Genomic DNA, 19969 nt, shown 5'->3' on the forward strand with positions numbered 1-19969 from the left:
TCCTTTTTGGACGGGCGGGACGCCCATCCCACAATAACAATTAAAATTGTAAGTTATTTAATTCGCGATCCTTAGTAGCGATTTCAATCGCCGAATTGTCTGATCAACGTGAGATATTGCTTCTCAAGAACAGGCAAGATGCCTGTTCCACAAAGAGTAGATTTTCTTGTGGAAGGGGCCCCAGAGCCCGTTCAAAAGGCTTATTGACAATGGTGCAACATCTCAGATTAACGTAACTTCTCCGGTACTCTCGCCGCAGGTTGGTCTAAATAATTGTAAACAATGCGCGAAATTCGACGGACAAAATCTCTCACAATCGGGTCATTGTAAGGACGTTTGACAAAGATTGCGGCTAAATAACGCTTACCGTTGGGCATATCAATAATTCCCGCATCGCCCACTACAAAGCCGATATCTCCGGTTTTGTCCGCAATAACTGCACCGGGACCCAAACCTGAAGGCAACAGCGTTCTAGTTGTTGTGTGCCGCAGTAATTCTCAAGCTTGTTCGCGACTGGATTCAGAAACTAATTTATCGCGAGACAGCATCGCCAGCAGCTTTACCATATCCACAGAACTTGTGGTATTTGTTCCTTAAAAATCACCGAGCCAATTGCGAATTATCGTATCAGTTAATCCCAAACTGCGAAAACGTTCGTTGAGTTTAGTAATTCCCCCCAAACGTTCAATAATCATTTTGGTGGCTGTGCAGTTTTAGAGTCATGTTTAAAGAGAAAGAGTTGAATGGCCGCAGCGAGAAAGCGGCTGGAAAAACGTTATCAACCGCTTTCGATACGAAGCACCTAGCATCATACAGTCAACTCTTGCCCGCAGCCGTATTTTTTTTATTTTCTTTGAGAGTATTCCGTTTCCGGGACTCCTATCAAATGCGGTTATATTACCCCTTTTTTTTCGAGTCTGGCGGAGGGAGACGAAAGTTTGTACAGGGGCGAATTCTAGTGGCAGAATTCTTGTTTTGTAGACACAAATTTTATTCACCTGAGATGAATCCAAGTTAGGCGACTTCCCGATTTCTAGCATCTTCGAGCGAGTCGATCGCGGCTTTGAGAAAAACTTTTCCTTTAGCAACAAATCGGCGATCGCTCAAAGGATCGTAAGCTTCCCAATTACCGCTAACTTCGCGATCGCACCACAAAAACCAGCAGCGGTAGATTTCCCCGCTATCTATATCATCGCACAAAGCCAGCCAATCATCCCCCGTCAGAGCGCTGGCATCTAATGCTACCAATTCCACCCACGCAAGTGCAGTGCAGGCATCGATCGCCTCAGCGTCAACGGAATCAGATTTGGTAGCTATAGGTTGTGGTGAACACAGTGTAGACTTCATAATTTCTCCTTAATTCAATTAAATCAATCAATCAATGGATTGCCCTATTTATGGAACTGACCCGGTACGCCAAGTGGAAAAACTGTGTTTTGATAAATTTCTGGTTCGTCAAATTTACCAGCCGCTGATGCTTCTGTTAAATTATTAAGTGTATTAATTGTGAAAATGGCGGCGGTTCCCAAAGCGGCCATTGCCAGTCTGTGTAAGATTTTGCTCATTTGGCTGCTCCTTTTTTGCTTGGTGTATCTACTCTAAAAAGTTAAGTGGTGAGTAGTGGCGGAGATTGGGGAGTTAAGAAAAACTTTTTATCCTCAAATATATTCAACTGTTGAAGCCGTTATCAGGACAGAGTTTGAGGAGTCGATCGCCCCAAAAACCTCTTCAAGTAAAATCCCTTAAATTCCGGCTGGCTGACTATCTTCCTTAAAATCGCCTAAAATAGGGACTTAAGGCGTTAAAATTTCTAGATTCGTTCCCCTTTCAGTGCAAGCGAAGTGCTCAAGTCAAAACGCGATCGTGGTCGCATTCTCACTGCCTCTGGCTTAAAGAAACTTAACGAGGCGCTCCAAGAATGGTCTGACCGATATAACATTAGAGGTACTCTGACTGAAATCGAGGCCGAGTCTGGCGTTGGTGCCGATACAGTCAGCAAAATTAAGCAGGGTAGAGAAGGTGCGGATTTGAGTAAAATTCGACAGTTGTTCGCGGCTTTTGAAATGACTCTGGCTGCTAGCGACCATCGATCGGCTAAACTTGAGGAACCGGAAAATTTAGACGTGCTGGACAATTTGCCGCCAGCGGGAGAAACAGCCACCAGCAGCAGAATTGTTAAAGTATTTGTCAGTTATCGCAGCGCCGAACCCGATCGCGAGTTGGGAAAACAGTTAGAAACGGCCTTAAGCGCGATCGGTCATACAGTTTTCACAGCAGAAAATAATATTAGATTAGGAGATAATTGGTTCGATCGCATTAATTTATTCCTCCAAGAATGCGATTATTTGCTGCTACTGTTACCGCCAACGGGAAACCAAAGCGAACTACTAACATATCAAGTTCAGCAAGCAAAAGAACTCCAAGACTCCCGCCATGACAAAAAACCAATAATTCTCCCCATCCGCGTCGGTTTTCCGCTGAACGCGCCTCTAAATCACGATTTGCGGGGTTATCTGTACCGCATCAAACAGAGGGAATGGAAAACCACCGCCGACACTCCAATTATTATCGAAGAAGTTCTGAACTTGCTAGCAGAAACTCCCGCACCAGTCACAGAAGAAACAGAAGATTTAACACAAAACCAGGTATTAGAAATTAGCAGCGACGAAATACCTCTACCCGCCGCCGAACCAGAATTACCGGGAGGACAAGTCGATGTCGCTTCTCAATTTTATGTAGAACGCCCGCCCATTGAAGAACGCTGCTATCAAACTATTGTGCAACCCAGCGCGTTAATTAGAATTAAAGCACCGAGACAAATGGGCAAAACTTCCTTGATGGCAAGAATTTTGCATCACGGATCCCGTCAAGGCTATTGCACCGTGCCGCTAACTTTTCAGTTAGTAGATAAAGCCGTATTCGCCAACTTAGATAAATTTTTAAAGTGGTTTTGCGCTTACGTCGGCCGCGAGTTGCACTTACCAAATCAATTAGACGATTATTGGGACGAGATTTTTGGCAGCAAAGTTAACTGCAAAGATTACTTTGAAAAATACATTTTGCCGCAAATCGACAGTCCTTTAATTTTAGGATTAGACGAGATCGATCGCGTTTTCCAATATCCCGACATTGCCGAAGACTTTTTAGGACTACTGCGGGCGTGGCACGAAGAATCGAAGCGGCGCGACATCTGGAAAAAACTGCGATTAATTGTAGTTCACTCCACGGAAGTTTACATCCCGATGAACATCAATCAATCGCCTTTCAACGTCGGACTTCCCGTTGATTTGCCGGAATTCAACGCTGGGCAAATCCAAGATTTAGCAGCGCGCCATAATTTGAATTGGTCGGAGGCAGAAGTTGAGGAATTGATGGCAATTGTCGGCGGACATCCGTATTTAGTGCGAGTTGCATTATATCACATTTCGCGATCGGATTTGACACTAGATGAATTAAAAGAAAGTGCGATCGCAGATGCTGGAATTTACAGCGACCATTTGCGCCGCCAATTGTGGAATTTAGAAGAATATCCAGAGTTGGCGCAGGGGATGAGAGAGATTGTAGTGGCGGACTCTCCGGTGCAATTAAAGGCTATGCAGGCTTTTAAATTAGACAGCTTGGGGTTGGTGAAATTGCAGGGGAACGAGTGCGTGCCGAGGTGCGAGTTGTACCGACAATATTTTCGATCGCACTTGAGCGCGATCGTCTAAATCCGATCGCTCTGCTATCCTATAATTCCAGATGTGGTAGGGGCGGGTTCACCGACAATAATTGCCTAAAATGAACAATCCCATAAACCCGCCCCCACCAAACGACAAATCACAATCTACCTCTTTTTAGATTAAAACAGCCCATGAACGATATTTTTTTGATAACATCCGACAATTGGCTAGATTGGATAACCGTGTTTGGTTATCTAGGTTTTACTGCTTTCATTGCATGGCGCGTGTTCACAACAAAGTAGATATATCATAAAATTAACTTCTTCTTCTTCTTTCTTTCTTTCTTTCTTTCTTTCTTTCTTCGCGCCTTCGCGGTTCGTTAAATAAACGGTAAAATAAGACAATAATCAACTCGCCCATACAGTTATGCAGCCCGTCGAAAGTGTTGCAGCAATTCCGAACGATCTGATTTTCCGCTTGAGCATCGAGCAGTATCATGCGATAATTCAAGCTGGCATTCTCACCGATGATGACTCTGTAGAATTGCTGGAAGGTTGGCTGGTTTTCAAAATGCCAAAAAATCCACCGCATCGAGCAACAACTCGTCTTGTCAGGACAGCTTTAGAGAATATTTTACCTCCTGGTTGGTATGTTGATTCCCAAGAACCGATAACGCTATCCAACAGCGAACCCGAACCTGATATAGTGGTTGTTCGAGGGGATACGCGACAATATCTCGATCGGCATCCGGGTGCGGAAGATATTGCCCTGATTATTGAAGTGTCAGATACGACGCTTCAGCGCGATCGCACTGTCAAAAAACGGATTTATGCCCGCGCTGGAATTGCGATTTATTGGATTGTGAATCTTGTTGAAGGACTGGTTGAGGTGTACTCTCAACCTCTTGTTGAAGTTGAGCCGTCAGATTACAGTCAAAGGTTAGATTTTGGGCGATCGGCTGTTATACCAATTATTATTGAAGGGATAGAAATTGGGGCGATCGCTGTGAATTCTCTTTTGCCTTAAGATAAAATGAGTAATATCGTTTACGGTTGTTTTTGAATGATTAAACCGCAGAGGCCGCAGAGGGCGCAGAGGAAGATAAGAGAGAGATGAATAATTCCGATAGCAACGGATTTGAGATAAGTCCTCAACTTGTAGGGTGCGTCAGACGAAGTTTTAGGGCGATTATTCAAAGTTTAGGATATGACGCACCTTACTAATTAAACAGTTATACATTTTAAGATAAGTTACAGAGGTAAGCACTATGAGGAAAGTAGCAGAGTCTAGGAAGCATCCAGACATTAAGCAAGTCATTCTTTATAAACCTGAACTTGGGGAAGGTGTATATGCTTTCCCATGCACATCACTCAATGATGGCTTTGGAATTGGTGATATTTTTTACCAAAGTTGGCGGGATGCAGAAGAATTTTGTGAACAAGAATATGGAATTTCCAAGGATGCCTGGAAATTTATTCCAGACCCCCTAGCAAACTGTCAACAAGACTGGATTGCACCAGTTCGAGTAATAGGTCGAAATACAGGAACACCGCAATGGGGAAAATTAGAGAAACTGATTGATGGTAAGTGGGTGGAGATAGAGCTAGTAGATGGAATATGGATGGAGAAATAATAATAATTTTATTGTTAGCTATTGGTCATTTATTTGTCATGGTAATTGCTCTCTCAACTTTCGCAAAATTGGAATTTTTTCCAACTGTTCCGGCCGTATACTATCCCAGTTTAACCCAATTGGACGCGGATAAGTTGTATTAGTTTCAATTACCTCCTCAGCATTAACAATCCAATTCAGTGCCCAATCGTGAGCTTGCATCGGTAAACGCAAATCTTCGACTATTTGCAAAGGATGCACTGTTGTCACAATTGGCGTATCGATTTCTACTAACCCGAATTCTGTCAACATAGCCAATTCCAAATCGGCAAAACCTGCACCTTTCCCGGTTCTTCCCCCGTTGCGCGCCACCGCTACACAACCGACTATTACTAAATCAATTGGCTCCATTTCTGCAAAACTTACCAATTTTCCGCAATCGAGAGCTTTGCGGGCGATCCTCTTCGAGGGCTTCGCTAACGCACTTTCGGCAATTGATATATTTTGTCTCTGCAAATCCTCAGCGGTTAACTCAACAAAACAGCGATCTTCTGTCAAGCGCGGTACTGCCATATACAGGCGTTTTCCATCTTGCAAAGCTTGCATCCGCACCGGATTTTGCGCCGCATCTGGATTGCACTTAATCGTTTTTGCTTGTTGCCAAATTGGTAAATTTGCCAATTTTTCCGCCGCCAACTGGGCCCCAACAAAGTTGGGAATATGACCAAACGGATCGCCAATAGATGCGGCTTGCTGCTTGAGCAAAGACCAAATTTCTGTTCTTAACTTGTCTTTGTCGTCGTTATATCCAGTCCAATCAGTTTTCATGTTATTAGGCCTTATTGGTGGCGGTAAACTGCGCTAAAATTGTATGGTGCGTCCGACTTTCGTTATAGGGCAATTATTCAGGATTTCGGATCTGACGCACCTTACTAATTGTGCCCGTTTCGGTAGATGTAAAGAGATATTTTAAATGATGTAGTAGCGGTTGAAACCGCCGAATGACTAAAAGGTGATCTTTTTATTGTACCATTTTATCCTATGGATTATACCACAAAACCCAGTTACTATCAAGTCGGTGGGAGTTTGACAAATAACGCTCCCAATTATGTGAAGCGGCAAGCCGACGACGATTTATATAACGGATTGAAGGCGGGGGAATTTTGCTATGTTTTAAATTCCCGGCAAATGGGCAAATCTAGCTTGCAGGTGCGGACAATTCAGCGGCTGAGAAATGAAGGAATTGCTTGTGCTGCGATCGACATTTCGGAAATTGGCAACCGCGGCGTCACTCCCGAACAGTGGTATGCTGGTTTGCTACGCATCCTCGAAAATAATTTTAACCTGTCGGATATTGTCAACGTGCGGACTTGGTGGCGCGATCGCAATTTTTTAACTCCGGTTCAAAGGTTGAGCGAATTCATCGAAACCGTACTGTTACCGAACATTTCCAGCAATATTGTCATTTTTATTGACGAAATCGACAGCATTCTCGCCCTAGATTTTCCCGCCGACGATTTTTTAGCCTTAATTCGATCGTGCTACAACAAGCGCGCCAACAATTCAGAGTTCGATCGCCTAACTTGGGCCCTCTTAGGCGTAGCATCGCCGACAGATTTGTGCCGCGAGCAAAATGCCACCAGCAATACCCCTTTTAATATTGGCAAGGCGATCGAATTAACTGGTTTTGACGAAACAGAAGCTCAACCGCTAGCAGCGGGATTGGCAGAGCTTACAGACAGCCCTAATCAAGTTTTGAGGGAGGTTTTGTATTGGACGGGCGGGCAGCCGTTCCTGACTCAAAAGCTGTGCAAACTTCTGCTGGAAAATCCACAATTAATCCCGAATTTAGCCCCCCCTGGCAAAGGGGGGAAAAAAGATAAAATTAACACTTCTAAAGAGTGGGTAGAGAAAGTAGTGCGCTTGAAAATCGTGGAGAATTGGGAAACTCAAGATGTGCCCGAACATTTGTCCACAATTCGCGATCGGCTTTTCAAAGAAAACCAGCGGATTGTCAGGAGACTGGGATTGTATCAGCACATTTTAGAACAAACTGAAACTGGCCCCGATGGTAGTGCCGAACAAATGGAGTTGCGATTAAGCGGATTAATCGTTAAGCGGGGGGAAAAATTAACAATTTCTAATCCTATTTATGAAGCTGTATTTAACAAACAATTAATTGAAGAAAAATTAGAAAAACTCTCGCCTTACTCGGAAGCGATCAAACTTTGGCTAAATTCTAGCTGTGAAGATGATTCTCAACTGTTGCGAGGGAATGATTTGCAGTCAGCATTAGTTTGGGCGGCCGGCAAAAGTTTGAGAAACGAAGACTTTCAGTTTTTGACTGCTAGCCAGAAAGTTATTTTGAGCGACCAAAATCAACTGCTGCATTTAGCTACACTCGAAACCAAAAAAGCTGTCTGTGATGCCGAAAAAGCTTTGAGTGAAGCTGACTCTGCCAAACAAAAAGCCAAACAGTGGATCGGCATCGGTTCTGCGGTACTGGCAGCATCGTTACTGGCGGCGATCGGCTTTTCAACTCTCGCTTACCAGCGGTTTAAACTAGCACAAGCAAGTATTGAAATCGAACAAAATGGCAGCGATGCTTTACTGTTGGCGGTATCTCAAAAAACCGAAAACACCGAAGCTTTATCAGAAGCTTTACTGAGGGCGATCGCCTCCGGGAAAAAATTAAGAACCTTGGTTCAAAACAAACCTAAGCTAGAACAATACCCGGCAACTAGACCGCTGTTAGCCTTACAAATAATTCTCGATAAAATTAGCGAAACACAGCAAATTAAAGCCTCATTAAGTCCGCCAAGAAAGATAACGTGGCAAGCTCATAAAAATGCCGTTACCAGCGTCAATTTTAGCCCAAATCGGCAGATTTTAGCAACCGCAGGAATAGACGATAGAGTTCGGATATGGAACTTTTCCGGGCAAAAAATTGCTGAATGGAAAGCTTTCCAGCAGTCAGTTAATATGGTAAATTTTAGCCCAAATGGTAAATTTTTAGCGACCGCAGGAAGGGACAGCACAGTTAAAATCTGGAATTTATCAGGTAAAAATATTGCTACTTTGAAAGGAATTAAAGGCTCTGTTACCAGCATCAGTTTCAGCCCGGAAGGAAAGTTATTAGCGGCGGCAGGGATAGACAGCTATGCTGCAATTTGGCAATTGTCAAAACAGCCACAATTAGTATCGCCTAGCCAGAAACTCCCAGGTCACAACGGCTTAGTGAGAAGCGTAAATTTTAGCCCAAATGGTGATTTCATAACGACTTTAGATGGCAAATCTACAGTGCGACTTTGGAATTTATCGGGCAAGCTAAAAAAAACACTGCCTATTCAGGCAATAGGGATTAGTTTCACTCCGGCTCAACACCAGTATCGCTTTGCTACAGTAACATTAAATGGCAAAGTTGGGCTGTGGAATCTGTCAGAAAAAGAATTAGTTAAGGAATTTCAAACCTTGCATTTTGATGCGAAATCAATTAGTTTTAGCCCCGACGGAGAACGGCTGGCTACAGTGGGAATTGACAAGACAGTGCGACTGTGGAATTTAGCGGGGCGGCAGGTTGCTCAATTTGAGTTCGAGGAGAATGTTGTTAGTGTCAGTTGGAGTCGAGACGGAAAACAAATTGCTGTAGCTGGAAGCAACGGCACTGTATGGTTGAGGCAGGTTGAAGGGTTAGAAGAATTGCTGAAGCAAAGCTGCAATTTTTTCGCCACTCAACCGAAGTATTTTACCAGAGTTTCAACTATCTGCAAGTAGGGACACCGCACCGTGCCCTTATTCGTGTCAACTTAAGCTGTCAGCCCGCCAAGTCTGTTAGTCGTCCATCAAGTCCGCCAGGGGTTGAAACCCCTGTCTAATAGCGAAAGTCCTCTCAAAGAGGACTGAAGAGAAGAATCTCCACTCATTAGTCCTCTGAAGCGAGGACTTTAGCTTTGAGGCAGGGGTTTCAACCCCTGCCGGACTATTTGTTGTACCTTAAGTTGACACCTATGGGCACGGTGCGGTGTCCCTACTAATGATTATCAATTTACTTTAACAGGCGAAACACTTACATTAGGATTTGTAACTCTTTTTAAGAGTTCTTGTCGGGCTTGTTCGGGATTTTGACCTTTGGGTACTTGATATAATAATCTACAGGAACCATCTTGAGGATTAGCTGCACAAATAATTAATTGACCGTTGCTAGATGCACCTGCTGTGACAATATTATCCCAGCTTCCTTGCGGTTGCGAGTTGTTGAGAATTCCTGAGACTCTGGTGCACCGAGTAATCGCATCTTCTCCTGATTCATTGAAATAGTTATCAGCTAGCCACAAAATAACGGGAATATTTTTGCCTTGTTGGACTGCAATTGTAGCGGGGCGGCCACCAGTAGCGCCACAGAAGAATGAAGGCGCTTGGGCGAAGGCTGGACTGTTTGCTAAAATCGGAGCAGCAAGGGCAATAATTGACGCGCTAAAAACTGACTTTAAGAGCCGAAATTTCATGAGCAGTAATAAGCTTTTTCATTTAAGGTTACTAATAGTCTAAAAATTTAAACTGTTTGTTGCCGGGAAGATTAGGCATTTAGAGAAAAAAATAAAATTTATTCGGCAAATTTTTGCGATCGCACACACTGGCCTCATCTGGGCCAAAACTCCGGGAAAAAAGCTCGCTGACAAACACCAAAGGCAGAAAATAGATGCAGCCCTAGGGGGCGCAGGCGCGAAGGTATAGGGTAAAGGATTGGTTTTTCAGCGTTTTTTGCGATCGCCTCGCTCTTCCCGATCCCGCCCCACCTAAAGTGGAACCTGTGTTACCATCGGGAAAAATATTCTCTTTAATAATCAACAATGGGCAATGTTCTGGTGCTGAACGCCTCCTACGAACCCCTTAACATCACCAATTGGCGAAGGGCGGTAGTTTTGTTGCTGAAAGGAAAAGCAGAACAGGTAGAACACAACGGGAAATTTATTGCGCCAAACTTCCCGCTACCAACTGTGATCCGACTGCGGCATTATGTCCGAGTTCCCTATAAGGATATTCCGCTAACCCGCCGGAACATCTTGCACCGGGACGCACACTCTTGTCAATACTGTAGTTATACGGGCGACGATTTAACCCTCGATCATGTCATTCCCCGATCGCGCGGGGGAGGGGACAGTTGGGAAAACCTCGTCACCGCTTGCGTGCGCTGCAATGTCAATAAAGGCAGCCGGACGCCGAAAGAAGCGGGAATGTCGCTGCGCTATCCGCCTAGGAAACCTCACAGCGGTCTTTATTTTGAAGTCACTAAACACGTTAAGAGCGGTATGCACAAAGAATGGCAAAAATATGTAATAGGCCTTTAAAACCCCTGTCAGCGCAAGCGCGGGGGTTTTTTGCGGGAGTTATTAGTTCTGAGATTGCTTCGTTCCTGGCAACACGCACTCTCTCCATGAATTAAAAAAGTAAACAGAGAATTTACCATCTTAAATCAGGTTTCTCGTAAAAAGTATGGGCTTTGACAAACAGGCATCTACAAAGAAACCGGGTTTAAGATCGAATGTCGTGCAAATCTTGAAATAGTTAAATTGTTAATTTTCAACGATGAAAGACCATCCCCCTAACAATTCCGATGAAACATCCGGCAACCGCGAAGGTGAACTTGAGGCCAGCAGCGAGGTTGTACCCGGAGTGAGTGCGCCTGGGAAACGGCGCAGCAAAGCCGAAGTTGCTTCCGAAGAGAATCGCGGCCGTCTCCGCGAGGAATTGCACGATCGCAAAGTCGAGCAATTGCGCCAAATGTTCGATCGGCACAAAGGCACTCGCCAGTTAATCTTACTGCAAGATTTTCCAGATCCCGACGCACTTTCGAGCGCTTGGACTTACAAATTAATCGCCGAACAGTACGATATCCAATGCGAGATTATCTACGCCGGCGCCCTCAGCCACCAAGAAAATATTGCCTTAGTTAAATTGACAGGGTTGCCGTTGCAGCGCTGGACGGTGGAAACACTAAAAACTAAGGATTTGTCGGTGTTTCAGGGCTGCGCTTTCATCGACAATCAAGGGACGACTTGTAACTTAACCGAGTATATTTTAGCGGCTGGAGTTCCGATCGCCGCCGTCATCGATCATCATAATTTGCAGGGGGAAATGAACGCAGAGTTTACCGATTTGCGCCCTCAAATCCGCGCTACAGCCACGATTTTTGCCGAGTATTTACAGTCTGGACTGTTAACTCTCGACGCCAGCGTCAGTCTGCACATCAAGTGCGCTACAGCTTTGATGCACGGTTTGCGATCGGATACGATCGCCCTCAGACAAGCTCAGGAAGAGGACTTTTTAGCTGCGGCTTATTTGAGCCGGTTTTACGACCCGCAGTTGCTGAATGCCGTGTTACAGTCATCTCGTTCCAAGTGGGTGATGGACGCGATCGAGCGATCGCTCAAACACCGCACCGTCCAGAACAATTTTTCGATCGCCGGCATCGGCTATCTCCGCTATGACGATCGGGATTCTATTCCCCAAGCTGCGGACTTTTTAGTAACAGAGGAGAACGTACACACAGCCGTTGTCTACGCAATTGTTCACGACAAAGACGAAGAAATTGAAGTAGTAATTGGCTCGCTGCGAACTAATAAACTTACTCTCGACCCCGACGAATTCATTAAAGAAGCCTTCGGTCAAGATGCTCAAGGACGCTTTTTTGGTGGTGGCAGAAGTCAAGCTGGAGGTTTTGAAATTCCCGTGGGATTTCTTTCTGGCGGGAATGAGAAGAGCGATTATGCAAGGCTAAAATGGGAAGTATTCGACGATCAGATTAAGCAAAAGTTGCTGCATTTAATTAGTCCTAAAGACAATCCTGTTTACGATCATTAATATCATGTCCGATCGATTAATCATACAGCATATTCGGTGGTTCATGAAGTACAGGAGCAGCTATATTATGTGGTGTTAGTCCGTAGTCCGTAGGGTTCGTCGCTCCTTCATATTTGATAAAGATTGCAGATTGACGGGTGTATCCGCACCTTACTCGCGTCTCTCTTCTTGTGTGTACCACATATACATGGAATATGCTGTAATATCCCGGTCGGGGCGAGTTTTTGAGATTGTCAATTATTGGCAGGTATTCTTGGTGAACTCGCCCCTACAAAAATCGCGGTTCATCGACCGGACACGATATCAATCGGGAGTTTCTAGCTGCAGTATTGATTCCAGCAACAGCCTGGGAATGCGAGCTTTTCGACCTCCGGTTGCTACCAGGTTTGGCCGTGTTTTTTTCTCATTCCGGGCACAATCTCAACTTGACAATCAGTCATGCCCGCACTCCAACTCTCATCAACCAGGTTTTTTAACTCTTATTCAGGGTGGGAACTCCTGCCCAGTCTACCTCTGCCAGGAACAGGCTTTCCGGCCTGTCCCATAAAAATTAAATTTTATTGTGGGTAGTACGGGTAGGACAGGAGAATCCGCCCATAGAAAATTTATTTAAAATCGTGCAATATGTTCAGTTTTAAGGAAGTAAGGAGGTTGAAAAACCCGGTTGAGTTCTCCAGGACTAACAGTAATAAATTTTCTACCAATTTTCCCAAATCATACACTAAAGAAACCGGGTTTTTTAACAATTGTCAAGGGATATCACGAAGTATTTTGATAAAAAAACCAGGTTGAGGGGCAAATTTAGTGTGTTCTATTTTACTAAACTCCACAAGAATTATGAGGTTTTAACAATTATACAGGGTTAATTTTGGGGAGTTTTATTATTTATTCGCTAAATCAATCACAATTTGTTATAGTTGGTGCAGTAGCTTTGCGATAATAATTAGCCAAAAAACGATTGAGAAGAAGCAAAATAGATACCAAATAACCTAAAACTTTGGCGAAATGACATCAAAAAAGCAATTGTAGCAGTCAGCATAAAATTGGCTAGCCACATAAATATTGATTTTTTCCTAAGCCCAGCCAGCGATTCCTACGAGTTAAAAGAAATTATTATATTTATTTGTGGCGGGTTAGAATAGTAGAAAATAGCTTAAACAAACAAGGAACACGGAGATGTCTACAAAAAAGACTTTCTCTTGGTCGTTAGAGAAAAGCATAGAAAAAGTTTCAGAAATTGCACTTAAAATCAACGAGTTCGTGGATCTGGAGACAATTTTGCAATGTGCGCTACACGAAACCAGGGTGCTGCTGCAAACAGATCGCGTGATTATTTATCGATTCCTACCGCATAGAGAGAGGGTAGTATTTGCTGAATCTGTTGGCGATCGGTGGCGGCCAATCCAGGGACAACTGATTCATGACCCTTGCCTTGAAGCTACCTGGGTAGATCGCTACAGCCAGGGGGAAACGAGTGCCATTTCTGATATTCACGCTGGTGATATTCAAGCTTGTGATGTCGAATTGCTCGATCGCATCCAAGTTCAGGCAAATTTAGTTGCGCCAATCTTGCTAGATGGCCAACAGCAGCAATCTCCGAAGCTTTGGGGACTGTTGATTGCTCATCAATGCCGAAGTCCGCGTCAGTGGGAACCTCTCGACATTGAGATCCTGCAACAGGTTGCAATGCACATCGGGTTGAGGATGCGGCACTTGGAATCTCACGGCCCGGCGATCGGGCCAAATCAACCGCCGGAACTCGAAACAGAACCGAATCAAACTGATCCCAATACAGAAAGCGCGCCCAGAGTCAATCATCAAAATTGCCTAAAACCAAAGTTTGCCTGTTCCCTGAGCGGCGATATTGTCCACCTCAAAGCCTTTGACTTGTTGCAAAACCCGATCTGGATATTTGATATTGAGGATTGGCAAATGCGGTGGGCAAACCAAGCTTCCTTGTACCTGTGGGATGCTTCGACGCGGCAGCAACTGGCGAGCCACAACTTTAGGGATATGTTGTCAGAGTCTACTCGGATTCGCTTGCAGAGCTATCAGCAGCAGTTTGAGCAAGGCCAAACCTTGTCCGAGCAGTGGACGTTTTATCCGGGCGGTGAGCCTGTTTCTGTCGGCTGTCGGTGCTCTGGCATCAGGATTGATGGCGGGCGTTTGGCAATCCTGGTGGAGGGTACGGTCGAAACCGCTCCTCAAATCGAGCCGGAAACCCTACGATCGATCGAGGCAATCCGACACACCACGCTGATGGTTTCGCTGTACACCCTCGAAGGTGTGCCGCTGCTGCAAAACCCGGCGGCCTTGCGCTGTTACGGAGATATGCAGCCACCTCACTCTGCGACAGATAATGCTTTTGTGAGTCGCTTTGTTGACTCTCAGGTAGCAGAGCGAGCAATGGCAGTTCTTAAGTCCGGTGAGGTATTTAGCACGGAGGCTCAAGTGATTACTCTGGCGGGAATTCGCTGGCATGGGATGGACGTGCGGTGTACCAAGGACCCGGTAACGGGCAACCCGATGTTGCTGGTGAACGAAAAGGACATTACCGACCGCCAGCAGACAGAAACAGACCTGCAAAAGAGTGAAACCCGGTTGTCAGAAGCCCAGCGGGTTGCCCACATCGGTAACTGGGAGTGGGACGTGAGTACGGGTAAAATTACCTGGTCTCCCGAACTATTCGAGATTTTGGGACGATCCAGGGCCCTAGGCGAACCTACTTATGAAGAAAACCTGCGGCTTTACCATCCCGAAAGTGCCAAACAGCTACACCTGGTAGTTCAACGAGCGCTCAGTCACGGAGAGCCTTATCTATTGCGCCTCAGAGTCGTGGGCCCGAATGGCTCTATCCGCCATACCGAAGCCAGAGGACAGGTTCAACTCAATGCAGAGGGAAAAGTCATTCGGTTGTTTGGTACATCCCAAGACATTACGGATCTTGTCCAGGCAGAAACAGAACTCAGAGAATTGAGTACAGCTCTTGCTAATGCCGTTGAGGGCATCTCGCGGCTGGATATTTTCGGACGGTACATCACCGTTAATCAAGCCTACGCGAATATAGCAGGTTATCAGCCTGAAGAAATGGTTGGTATGAGTTGGCAGAAAACAGTTCATCCCGAAGACTGCGACAGGATGATGGCCGCTTATCAAAAAATGCTAGCCGAGGGCCGAGTGGAGGTTGAGGCCCGGGGTATCCGGAAAGATGGCTCGATCTTTTACAAGCACGTGGTGATGTTGGCGGCCTACGACTCGCAGGAGCGATCGATCGGGCATCACTGCTTTATGAAAAATATCACCGATCGCAAGCAAGCAGAAGCAGCATTGCAACAAGAGTTCGAGCGTCTGGCGGTGGTGATTGCCACCCAACAGGAAATCGCCACCCCCAATCCTAACCTGGATGCAGTGATGGCGGTGATTACCGATCGAACTCAAAAATCGCTCGGTGCCGATGGGGCCGTGATTGAAATGCTGGAAGGGGATGAGTTGGTGTATCGGGCAGCCAGCGGTATCGCCAGCGCCTATGTGGGATTACGGATCAAAGTAGGGACAAGTTTATCGGGAAAATGTATTGCGACCGGCCAAATCATGCTTTGCGATGATTCACAAGCCGATGCACGGGTGGATCAGGCTGTCTGTCAGCGCATTGGTATCCGGTCATTGGTGGTTGTTCCCTTGTTCTATCAGGACGATCGGGTTGGCGTCTTAAAAGTTGTTTCCGCTAAACCCTGTGCCTTTACAGAGTCAGATATTCATACCTTACAACTGATGGCGGGGTTTTTGGCGGGTAGCCTGCATCTGGCTTCAGAGTTTGATGCTAAAAACATTCTCCTGAGTCAATTGCAGGAGAGCGAGGAACGGTATCGTTCTGTGATTACAAGCATGACTGAAGGCGTCGTACTTCAGCTAGCAGACGGACAAATTACTACCTGTAATGCTAGTGCCGGAAGGATTCTCGGACTGACCCCCGAACAACTGATGGGGCGTACATCCATAGATTTAGACTGGCGAACCGTTCACGAAGATGGCTCTCCTTTCCCCTGCCAACAGCATCCGGCAATGATTACCCTACGGACGGGAAAACCCCTATCAAATGTGGTGATGGGCATTCACAAATCGGATAAAACGCTGACTTGGATTTCGATTAATTCGCAACCGCTGTTCCAGATGAATCAGTCTCAACCCTATGCAGTAGTAACGACTTTTGCTGATATTACAGAACGCAAGCGGGCCGAGGAGATGCTCAGACACCGGGCAGAACAAGAAAGATTAATTGCTACGACAGATGGGTTAACACAAGTAGCAAACCGCCGCTGTTTTGATGAGCGATTGCCGTCGGAATGGCACCGACTGATGCAGGGGAAACAACAGCTTTCGTTGATTATGTTGGATGTAGATTATTTCAAGCGATATAACGATTGCTACGGACATCAAGCGGGGGATATTTGTTTAGTAAAAGTGGCTTCATCGGCGGCACAAGCGGTTAAACGCTCATCGGATCTGTTTGCACGTTACGGGGGGGAAGAATTCGCTGCTATCCTACCGAATACGGATGCGGATGGCGCGATCGCGGTTGCTGAGTCGATCCGAGAGGCAATCCGAGTTTTGGGAATCCCTCACGAGCAATCTAATGTGAGCACGATCGTGACTGTTAGCATGGGAATTGCCACTGTGATTCCCACTGCGGAAACATCACCGGATGAACTCGTTGCCCTCGCCGATCGAGCATTATATGATGCGAAACGACAAGGGCGCGATCGCTACACAAGCGCCAACCAGATGACAGCGCCAGAGGTCAATCCAGTTGTAGAATAGGCAAAAGGTAGGTATATCCTAGATTGCTCCTATAAAAACGGGATAAAATGCCTGGAAGTATTGATATATGGTTATTTATTTGATCCGGCACGGTATCGCCGCGGCACCCGAAGAATATGATACAGACTCAGAACGCCCGCTGACTAAAGAGGGCGATCGTAAAACCAGGAAAATTGCTCAACGGCTCTACGAGCTCGAAATTCAGTTTGACTTGATTCTCACCAGTCCCCTACTGCGCGCCCAGCAAACCGCCCAAATCCTGCAAACAGTCGGTTTGAGTTCCCAAATAGAAGAATCCGCCGCCCTCGCACCTTCAGGAGACATCGGGAACTGGCTGGAGTGGTACAAACAATGGCAGGACATCGGTAGTGGCAGCTTGGCCCTAGTGGGCCACCAACCAGACTTAGGCCACTGGGCAGAAACTTTGCTTTGGGCTCGATCGCAAGATGCCCTGATTCTCAAAAAAGCCGGTATCATCGGCTTAATCCTCCCGGAGACAGGCTCCCCTGTGGGCCGCAGCCAAATGTTTTGGCTAACTGCGCCCAAGTTTTTGCTGCGCTAGAAACAGCGAACCGCCCCGACATTAACAGGAGACGCCAGCCCTCTTAAAACCGCATTCTGGGACGGCGAAACCGGGAAAAAGGGGCGACAATACGCAGCGGTGCGATCGGGCTGTGTGTTGAAAAACCCGGTTTCTGAACCCGAATTAAATGATTATTTGTCAAGACTGCGACACTATCTTGCTTTCTGGTAATGTACTTTTAGTAGATTGAACTCACACAAAACGGTATCGCAATGGTCGTCGGCGAATTCAAACCAGGTTTAGAAGGTGTTCCCGCCACCTTGTCCAGCATTAGCTACGTCGATGGACAAAAAGGGTTGCTGGAATATCGCGGGATTAGCATCGAGGAACTGGCACTCAAAAGTTCCTTTCTCGAAACTTCATATTTATTAATCTGGGGGGTACTTCCGACAAAGGAAGAACTAGAAGCTTTCGAGCATGAAATTCGCTATCACCGCCGGATCAAATATCGCATCCGGGACATGATGAAATGCTTTCCAGAAAGAGGACATCCAATGGACGCCCTGCAAGCTTCAGCGGCCGCCCTGGGCTTGTTCTACTCCCGCCGAGCTCTGGCTAACCCAGCATACATTCGAGAAGCTGTAGTGCGGCTGCTAGCTAAGATTCCCACAATGGTAGCAGCGTTCCAGCAAATGCGACGGGGAAACGATCCGGTGCGGCCGAGGGATGACTTGAACTACTCGGCTAACTTTCTTTATATGCTCAACGAGCAAGAACCCGATCCCCTGTTAGCTAGCATTTTTGACACTTGTCTGACTCTCCACGCTGAACATACAATTAATGCCTCTACATTTTCGGCAATGGTAACAGCTTCGACGCTGACAGACCCTTACGGAGTGATTGCTTCAGCAGTTGGCACTTTGGCGGGGCCGCTGCACGGGGGAGCTAATGAAGAAGTGATTGATATGTTGCAGCAAATTGGTTCGGTAGAAAATGTGCGGCCTTTTGTCGAGAAGTGTGTTGCAAATAAGGACAAAATCATGGGTTTCGGTCACCGAGTTTACAAGGTGAAAGATCCGAGAGCAACTATTCTTCAGAGGTTAGCGGAACAGTTGTTTGAGAACTTCGGCCGCGATGATTATTACGACATTGCTGTCAAGTTGGAAGAAGTGGTTGAAGAGAAATTGGGCCAGAAAGGAATTTATGCAAATGTAGATTTCTATTCTGGTTTGGTTTACCGAAAAATGGGAATTCCGCTGGACTTATTTACACCAGTTTTTGCGATCGCCCGCGTTGCCGGCTGGTTAGCCCACTGGAAGGAACAACTAGAGGCAAACCGCATTTACCGCCCGACTCAAATATATACGGGGAGTCACGGTGCTCCTTATATTGCGATCGAGGACAGACTCCCATCCTAAAGCACAATTATCAACCCAGATATGACAATGGCGAGAGGAATTGTTTGGCTTTCGTGAAGTGTTGAATTAAAAATTGCTTTCGCCTTCCGAGTCAGGAAACAATCTCTGTCTGCCAAAAACTGTCCTGCTGGGTTGCACCCCTCTTGTATGTTGTGCTGTTGGTTGGCGACAATAGTAAGAAGTGACGATTTTCAGGAACTCCGGTCCTCAGACTTGCTGGTCTGAGGCTTTTTATTGCAATATTAATATAAACCACGCCAGTAACGTGCTACATTACTGGGCCTGTAATATCATGTCCGATCGATTGACCATAATATCCCGGTCGGGCGGGTTTTTGAGATTGTCAATTATTGGCCGATATTGGCAGGTTTACCCGCCCCTACCTGATTTCGGGCGAAGCGAAGCGGAGGGAATCGACCGGACATGATATAAGGGGGGCGAGGCGCACCGTACTTTTATTCCTCCGAATCTACCTGCTTAACTTCCTCCAAAGTTAGCCCCAGCAACTCTGCTATTTGCTCGTCTTTCAAGCCGAATTGGCGTAACTTACCAACCATTTCAATCTTGGCTTGATACTGGTCTCGCTGAAAGTCAGGAGTCGCAGGCCGGCTTTTATTAGGGGTAGGAGTGGGGCGATCGGAGCAAATATTGATGTAACCCATAATGTTGCTAATATTGTTATCGCCAAAACTAATATTGAGATTTCCTTTCCGTTCTAAAACCGATTTAAGATTGTGTTTATCAACGGGTTCATCAAACACATCTGATAACATTTGCAAAAGTTCGTAACCTCTATCCTTAACGTGACCTTCCGAAAGACGATAACTATCGGCAATCTCAGCATACTTTTGTCGATTCAGAGTTCCCTCGATAATTCCACGCTGTAAATCATTGAGGCGTTTACCTGTCTTATCGTAGACAACTTGATCTACAAATTCGAGTACCTCGCGAATATCCATTATCAAGGCTGTGAGAAACTTCGATTATTATATCCGACTTTAACGGGACTTAAACATAAAATACGATAAAAATAGGTTATAATGCTTACATAGCAAGCATATAACGTTAAAAAATG

The 19969-nt window shown here is 45.8% G+C and carries 14 protein-coding genes and 1 pseudogene; 9 read left to right on the top strand and 6 right to left on the bottom strand.

The window, feature by feature from the left end; translation table 11 throughout:
- Window positions 1-227: 227 nt before the first annotated feature.
- The 3 genes and pseudogenes from QUA88_RS27090 to QUA88_RS27100 form a co-directional block, all read right to left on the bottom strand.
- Window positions 228-695: pseudogene (locus QUA88_RS27090) on the bottom strand (serine hydrolase).
- 319 nt (window positions 696-1014) lie between these two features.
- The gene (locus QUA88_RS27095; RefSeq protein ID WP_333054618.1) at window positions 1015-1347 is read right to left on the bottom strand and encodes a hypothetical protein; all 333 of its coding nucleotides are present in this window, start codon (window positions 1345-1347) and stop codon (window positions 1015-1017) included.
- A gap of 44 nt (window positions 1348-1391) precedes the next feature.
- Window positions 1392-1565, bottom strand: coding sequence for a hypothetical protein (locus QUA88_RS27100; RefSeq protein ID WP_333040368.1), 174 nt, complete (start codon window positions 1563-1565; stop codon window positions 1392-1394).
- Window positions 1566-1841: 276 nt separating this feature from the next.
- On the opposite strand from QUA88_RS27100, the gene QUA88_RS27105 reads away from it, so the two are divergent.
- The 3 genes from QUA88_RS27105 to QUA88_RS27115 all read left to right on the top strand — a co-directional run bounded on the left by QUA88_RS27105 (window position 1842) and on the right by QUA88_RS27115 (window position 5295).
- Window positions 1842-3710, top strand: coding sequence for an AAA-like domain-containing protein (locus QUA88_RS27105; protein WP_333054617.1), 1869 nt, complete (start codon window positions 1842-1844; stop codon window positions 3708-3710).
- Window positions 3711-4088: 378 nt separating this feature from the next.
- Complete coding sequence (locus tag QUA88_RS27110) at window positions 4089-4688, top strand: Uma2 family endonuclease (protein ID WP_333274845.1); 600 nt, start codon at window positions 4089-4091, stop codon at window positions 4686-4688.
- 241 nt (window positions 4689-4929) lie between these two features.
- The gene (locus QUA88_RS27115) at window positions 4930-5295 is read left to right on the top strand and encodes a hypothetical protein (protein WP_333274848.1); all 366 of its coding nucleotides are present in this window, start codon (window positions 4930-4932) and stop codon (window positions 5293-5295) included.
- A gap of 36 nt (window positions 5296-5331) precedes the next feature.
- Here the strand turns inward: QUA88_RS27115 and QUA88_RS27120 are convergent, their stop codons facing one another.
- Entirely contained in the window at window positions 5332-6102 is a 771-nt protein-coding gene (locus QUA88_RS27120; protein ID WP_333274851.1) for a 5-formyltetrahydrofolate cyclo-ligase, read from the bottom strand.
- Between the two features lie 213 nt (window positions 6103-6315).
- Between QUA88_RS27120 and QUA88_RS27125 the strand changes: the two genes are divergently transcribed.
- On the top strand, window positions 6316-9048 hold the full coding sequence (locus tag QUA88_RS27125; RefSeq protein WP_333274853.1) for an AAA-like domain-containing protein: 2733 nt from the start codon (window positions 6316-6318) through the stop codon (window positions 9046-9048).
- Between the two features lie 266 nt (window positions 9049-9314).
- Here the strand turns inward: QUA88_RS27125 and QUA88_RS27130 are convergent, their stop codons facing one another.
- Entirely contained in the window at window positions 9315-9779 is a 465-nt protein-coding gene (locus QUA88_RS27130) for a COP23 domain-containing protein (RefSeq protein ID WP_333054612.1), read from the bottom strand.
- A gap of 345 nt (window positions 9780-10124) precedes the next feature.
- Here QUA88_RS27130 and QUA88_RS27135 point away from each other — a divergent pair, with 345 nt between their 5' ends.
- The 5 genes from QUA88_RS27135 (at window position 10125) to QUA88_RS27155 (ending at window position 18894) form a co-directional block, all read left to right on the top strand.
- Entirely contained in the window at window positions 10125-10622 is a 498-nt protein-coding gene (locus QUA88_RS27135) for an HNH endonuclease (protein WP_006633674.1), read from the top strand.
- 238 nt (window positions 10623-10860) lie between these two features.
- A complete protein-coding gene (locus QUA88_RS27140) occupies window positions 10861-12135 on the top strand; it encodes a bifunctional oligoribonuclease/PAP phosphatase NrnA (RefSeq protein ID WP_333054611.1) in 1275 nt (424 codons plus the stop codon).
- Between the two features lie 1176 nt (window positions 12136-13311).
- Window positions 13312-16953 carry a diguanylate cyclase domain-containing protein gene (locus tag QUA88_RS27145; RefSeq protein ID WP_333274857.1) on the top strand — a complete coding sequence of 1214 codons (3642 nt, stop codon included), beginning with the start codon at window positions 13312-13314 and terminating at the stop codon, window positions 16951-16953.
- Window positions 16954-17020: 67 nt separating this feature from the next.
- Window positions 17021-17515: a phosphohistidine phosphatase SixA gene (gene sixA, locus QUA88_RS27150; RefSeq protein WP_333054609.1), complete on the top strand. Its 495-nt coding sequence runs from the start codon at window positions 17021-17023 to the stop codon at window positions 17513-17515.
- 233 nt (window positions 17516-17748) lie between these two features.
- Window positions 17749-18894 (top strand): citrate synthase, encoded by a 1146-nt coding sequence (locus tag QUA88_RS27155; RefSeq protein WP_333233543.1) that lies wholly within the window; start codon window positions 17749-17751, stop codon window positions 18892-18894.
- 455 nt (window positions 18895-19349) lie between these two features.
- Here the strand turns inward: QUA88_RS27155 and QUA88_RS27160 are convergent, their stop codons facing one another.
- Window positions 19350-19853 (bottom strand): hypothetical protein, encoded by a 504-nt coding sequence (locus QUA88_RS27160; RefSeq protein WP_333054607.1) that lies wholly within the window; start codon window positions 19851-19853, stop codon window positions 19350-19352.
- Window positions 19854-19969 lie beyond the last annotated feature (116 nt).

It is taken from the genome of Microcoleus sp. D3_18_C2, assembly GCF_036702395.1.
Taxonomy (GTDB): domain Bacteria; phylum Cyanobacteriota; class Cyanobacteriia; order Cyanobacteriales; family Microcoleaceae; genus Microcoleus.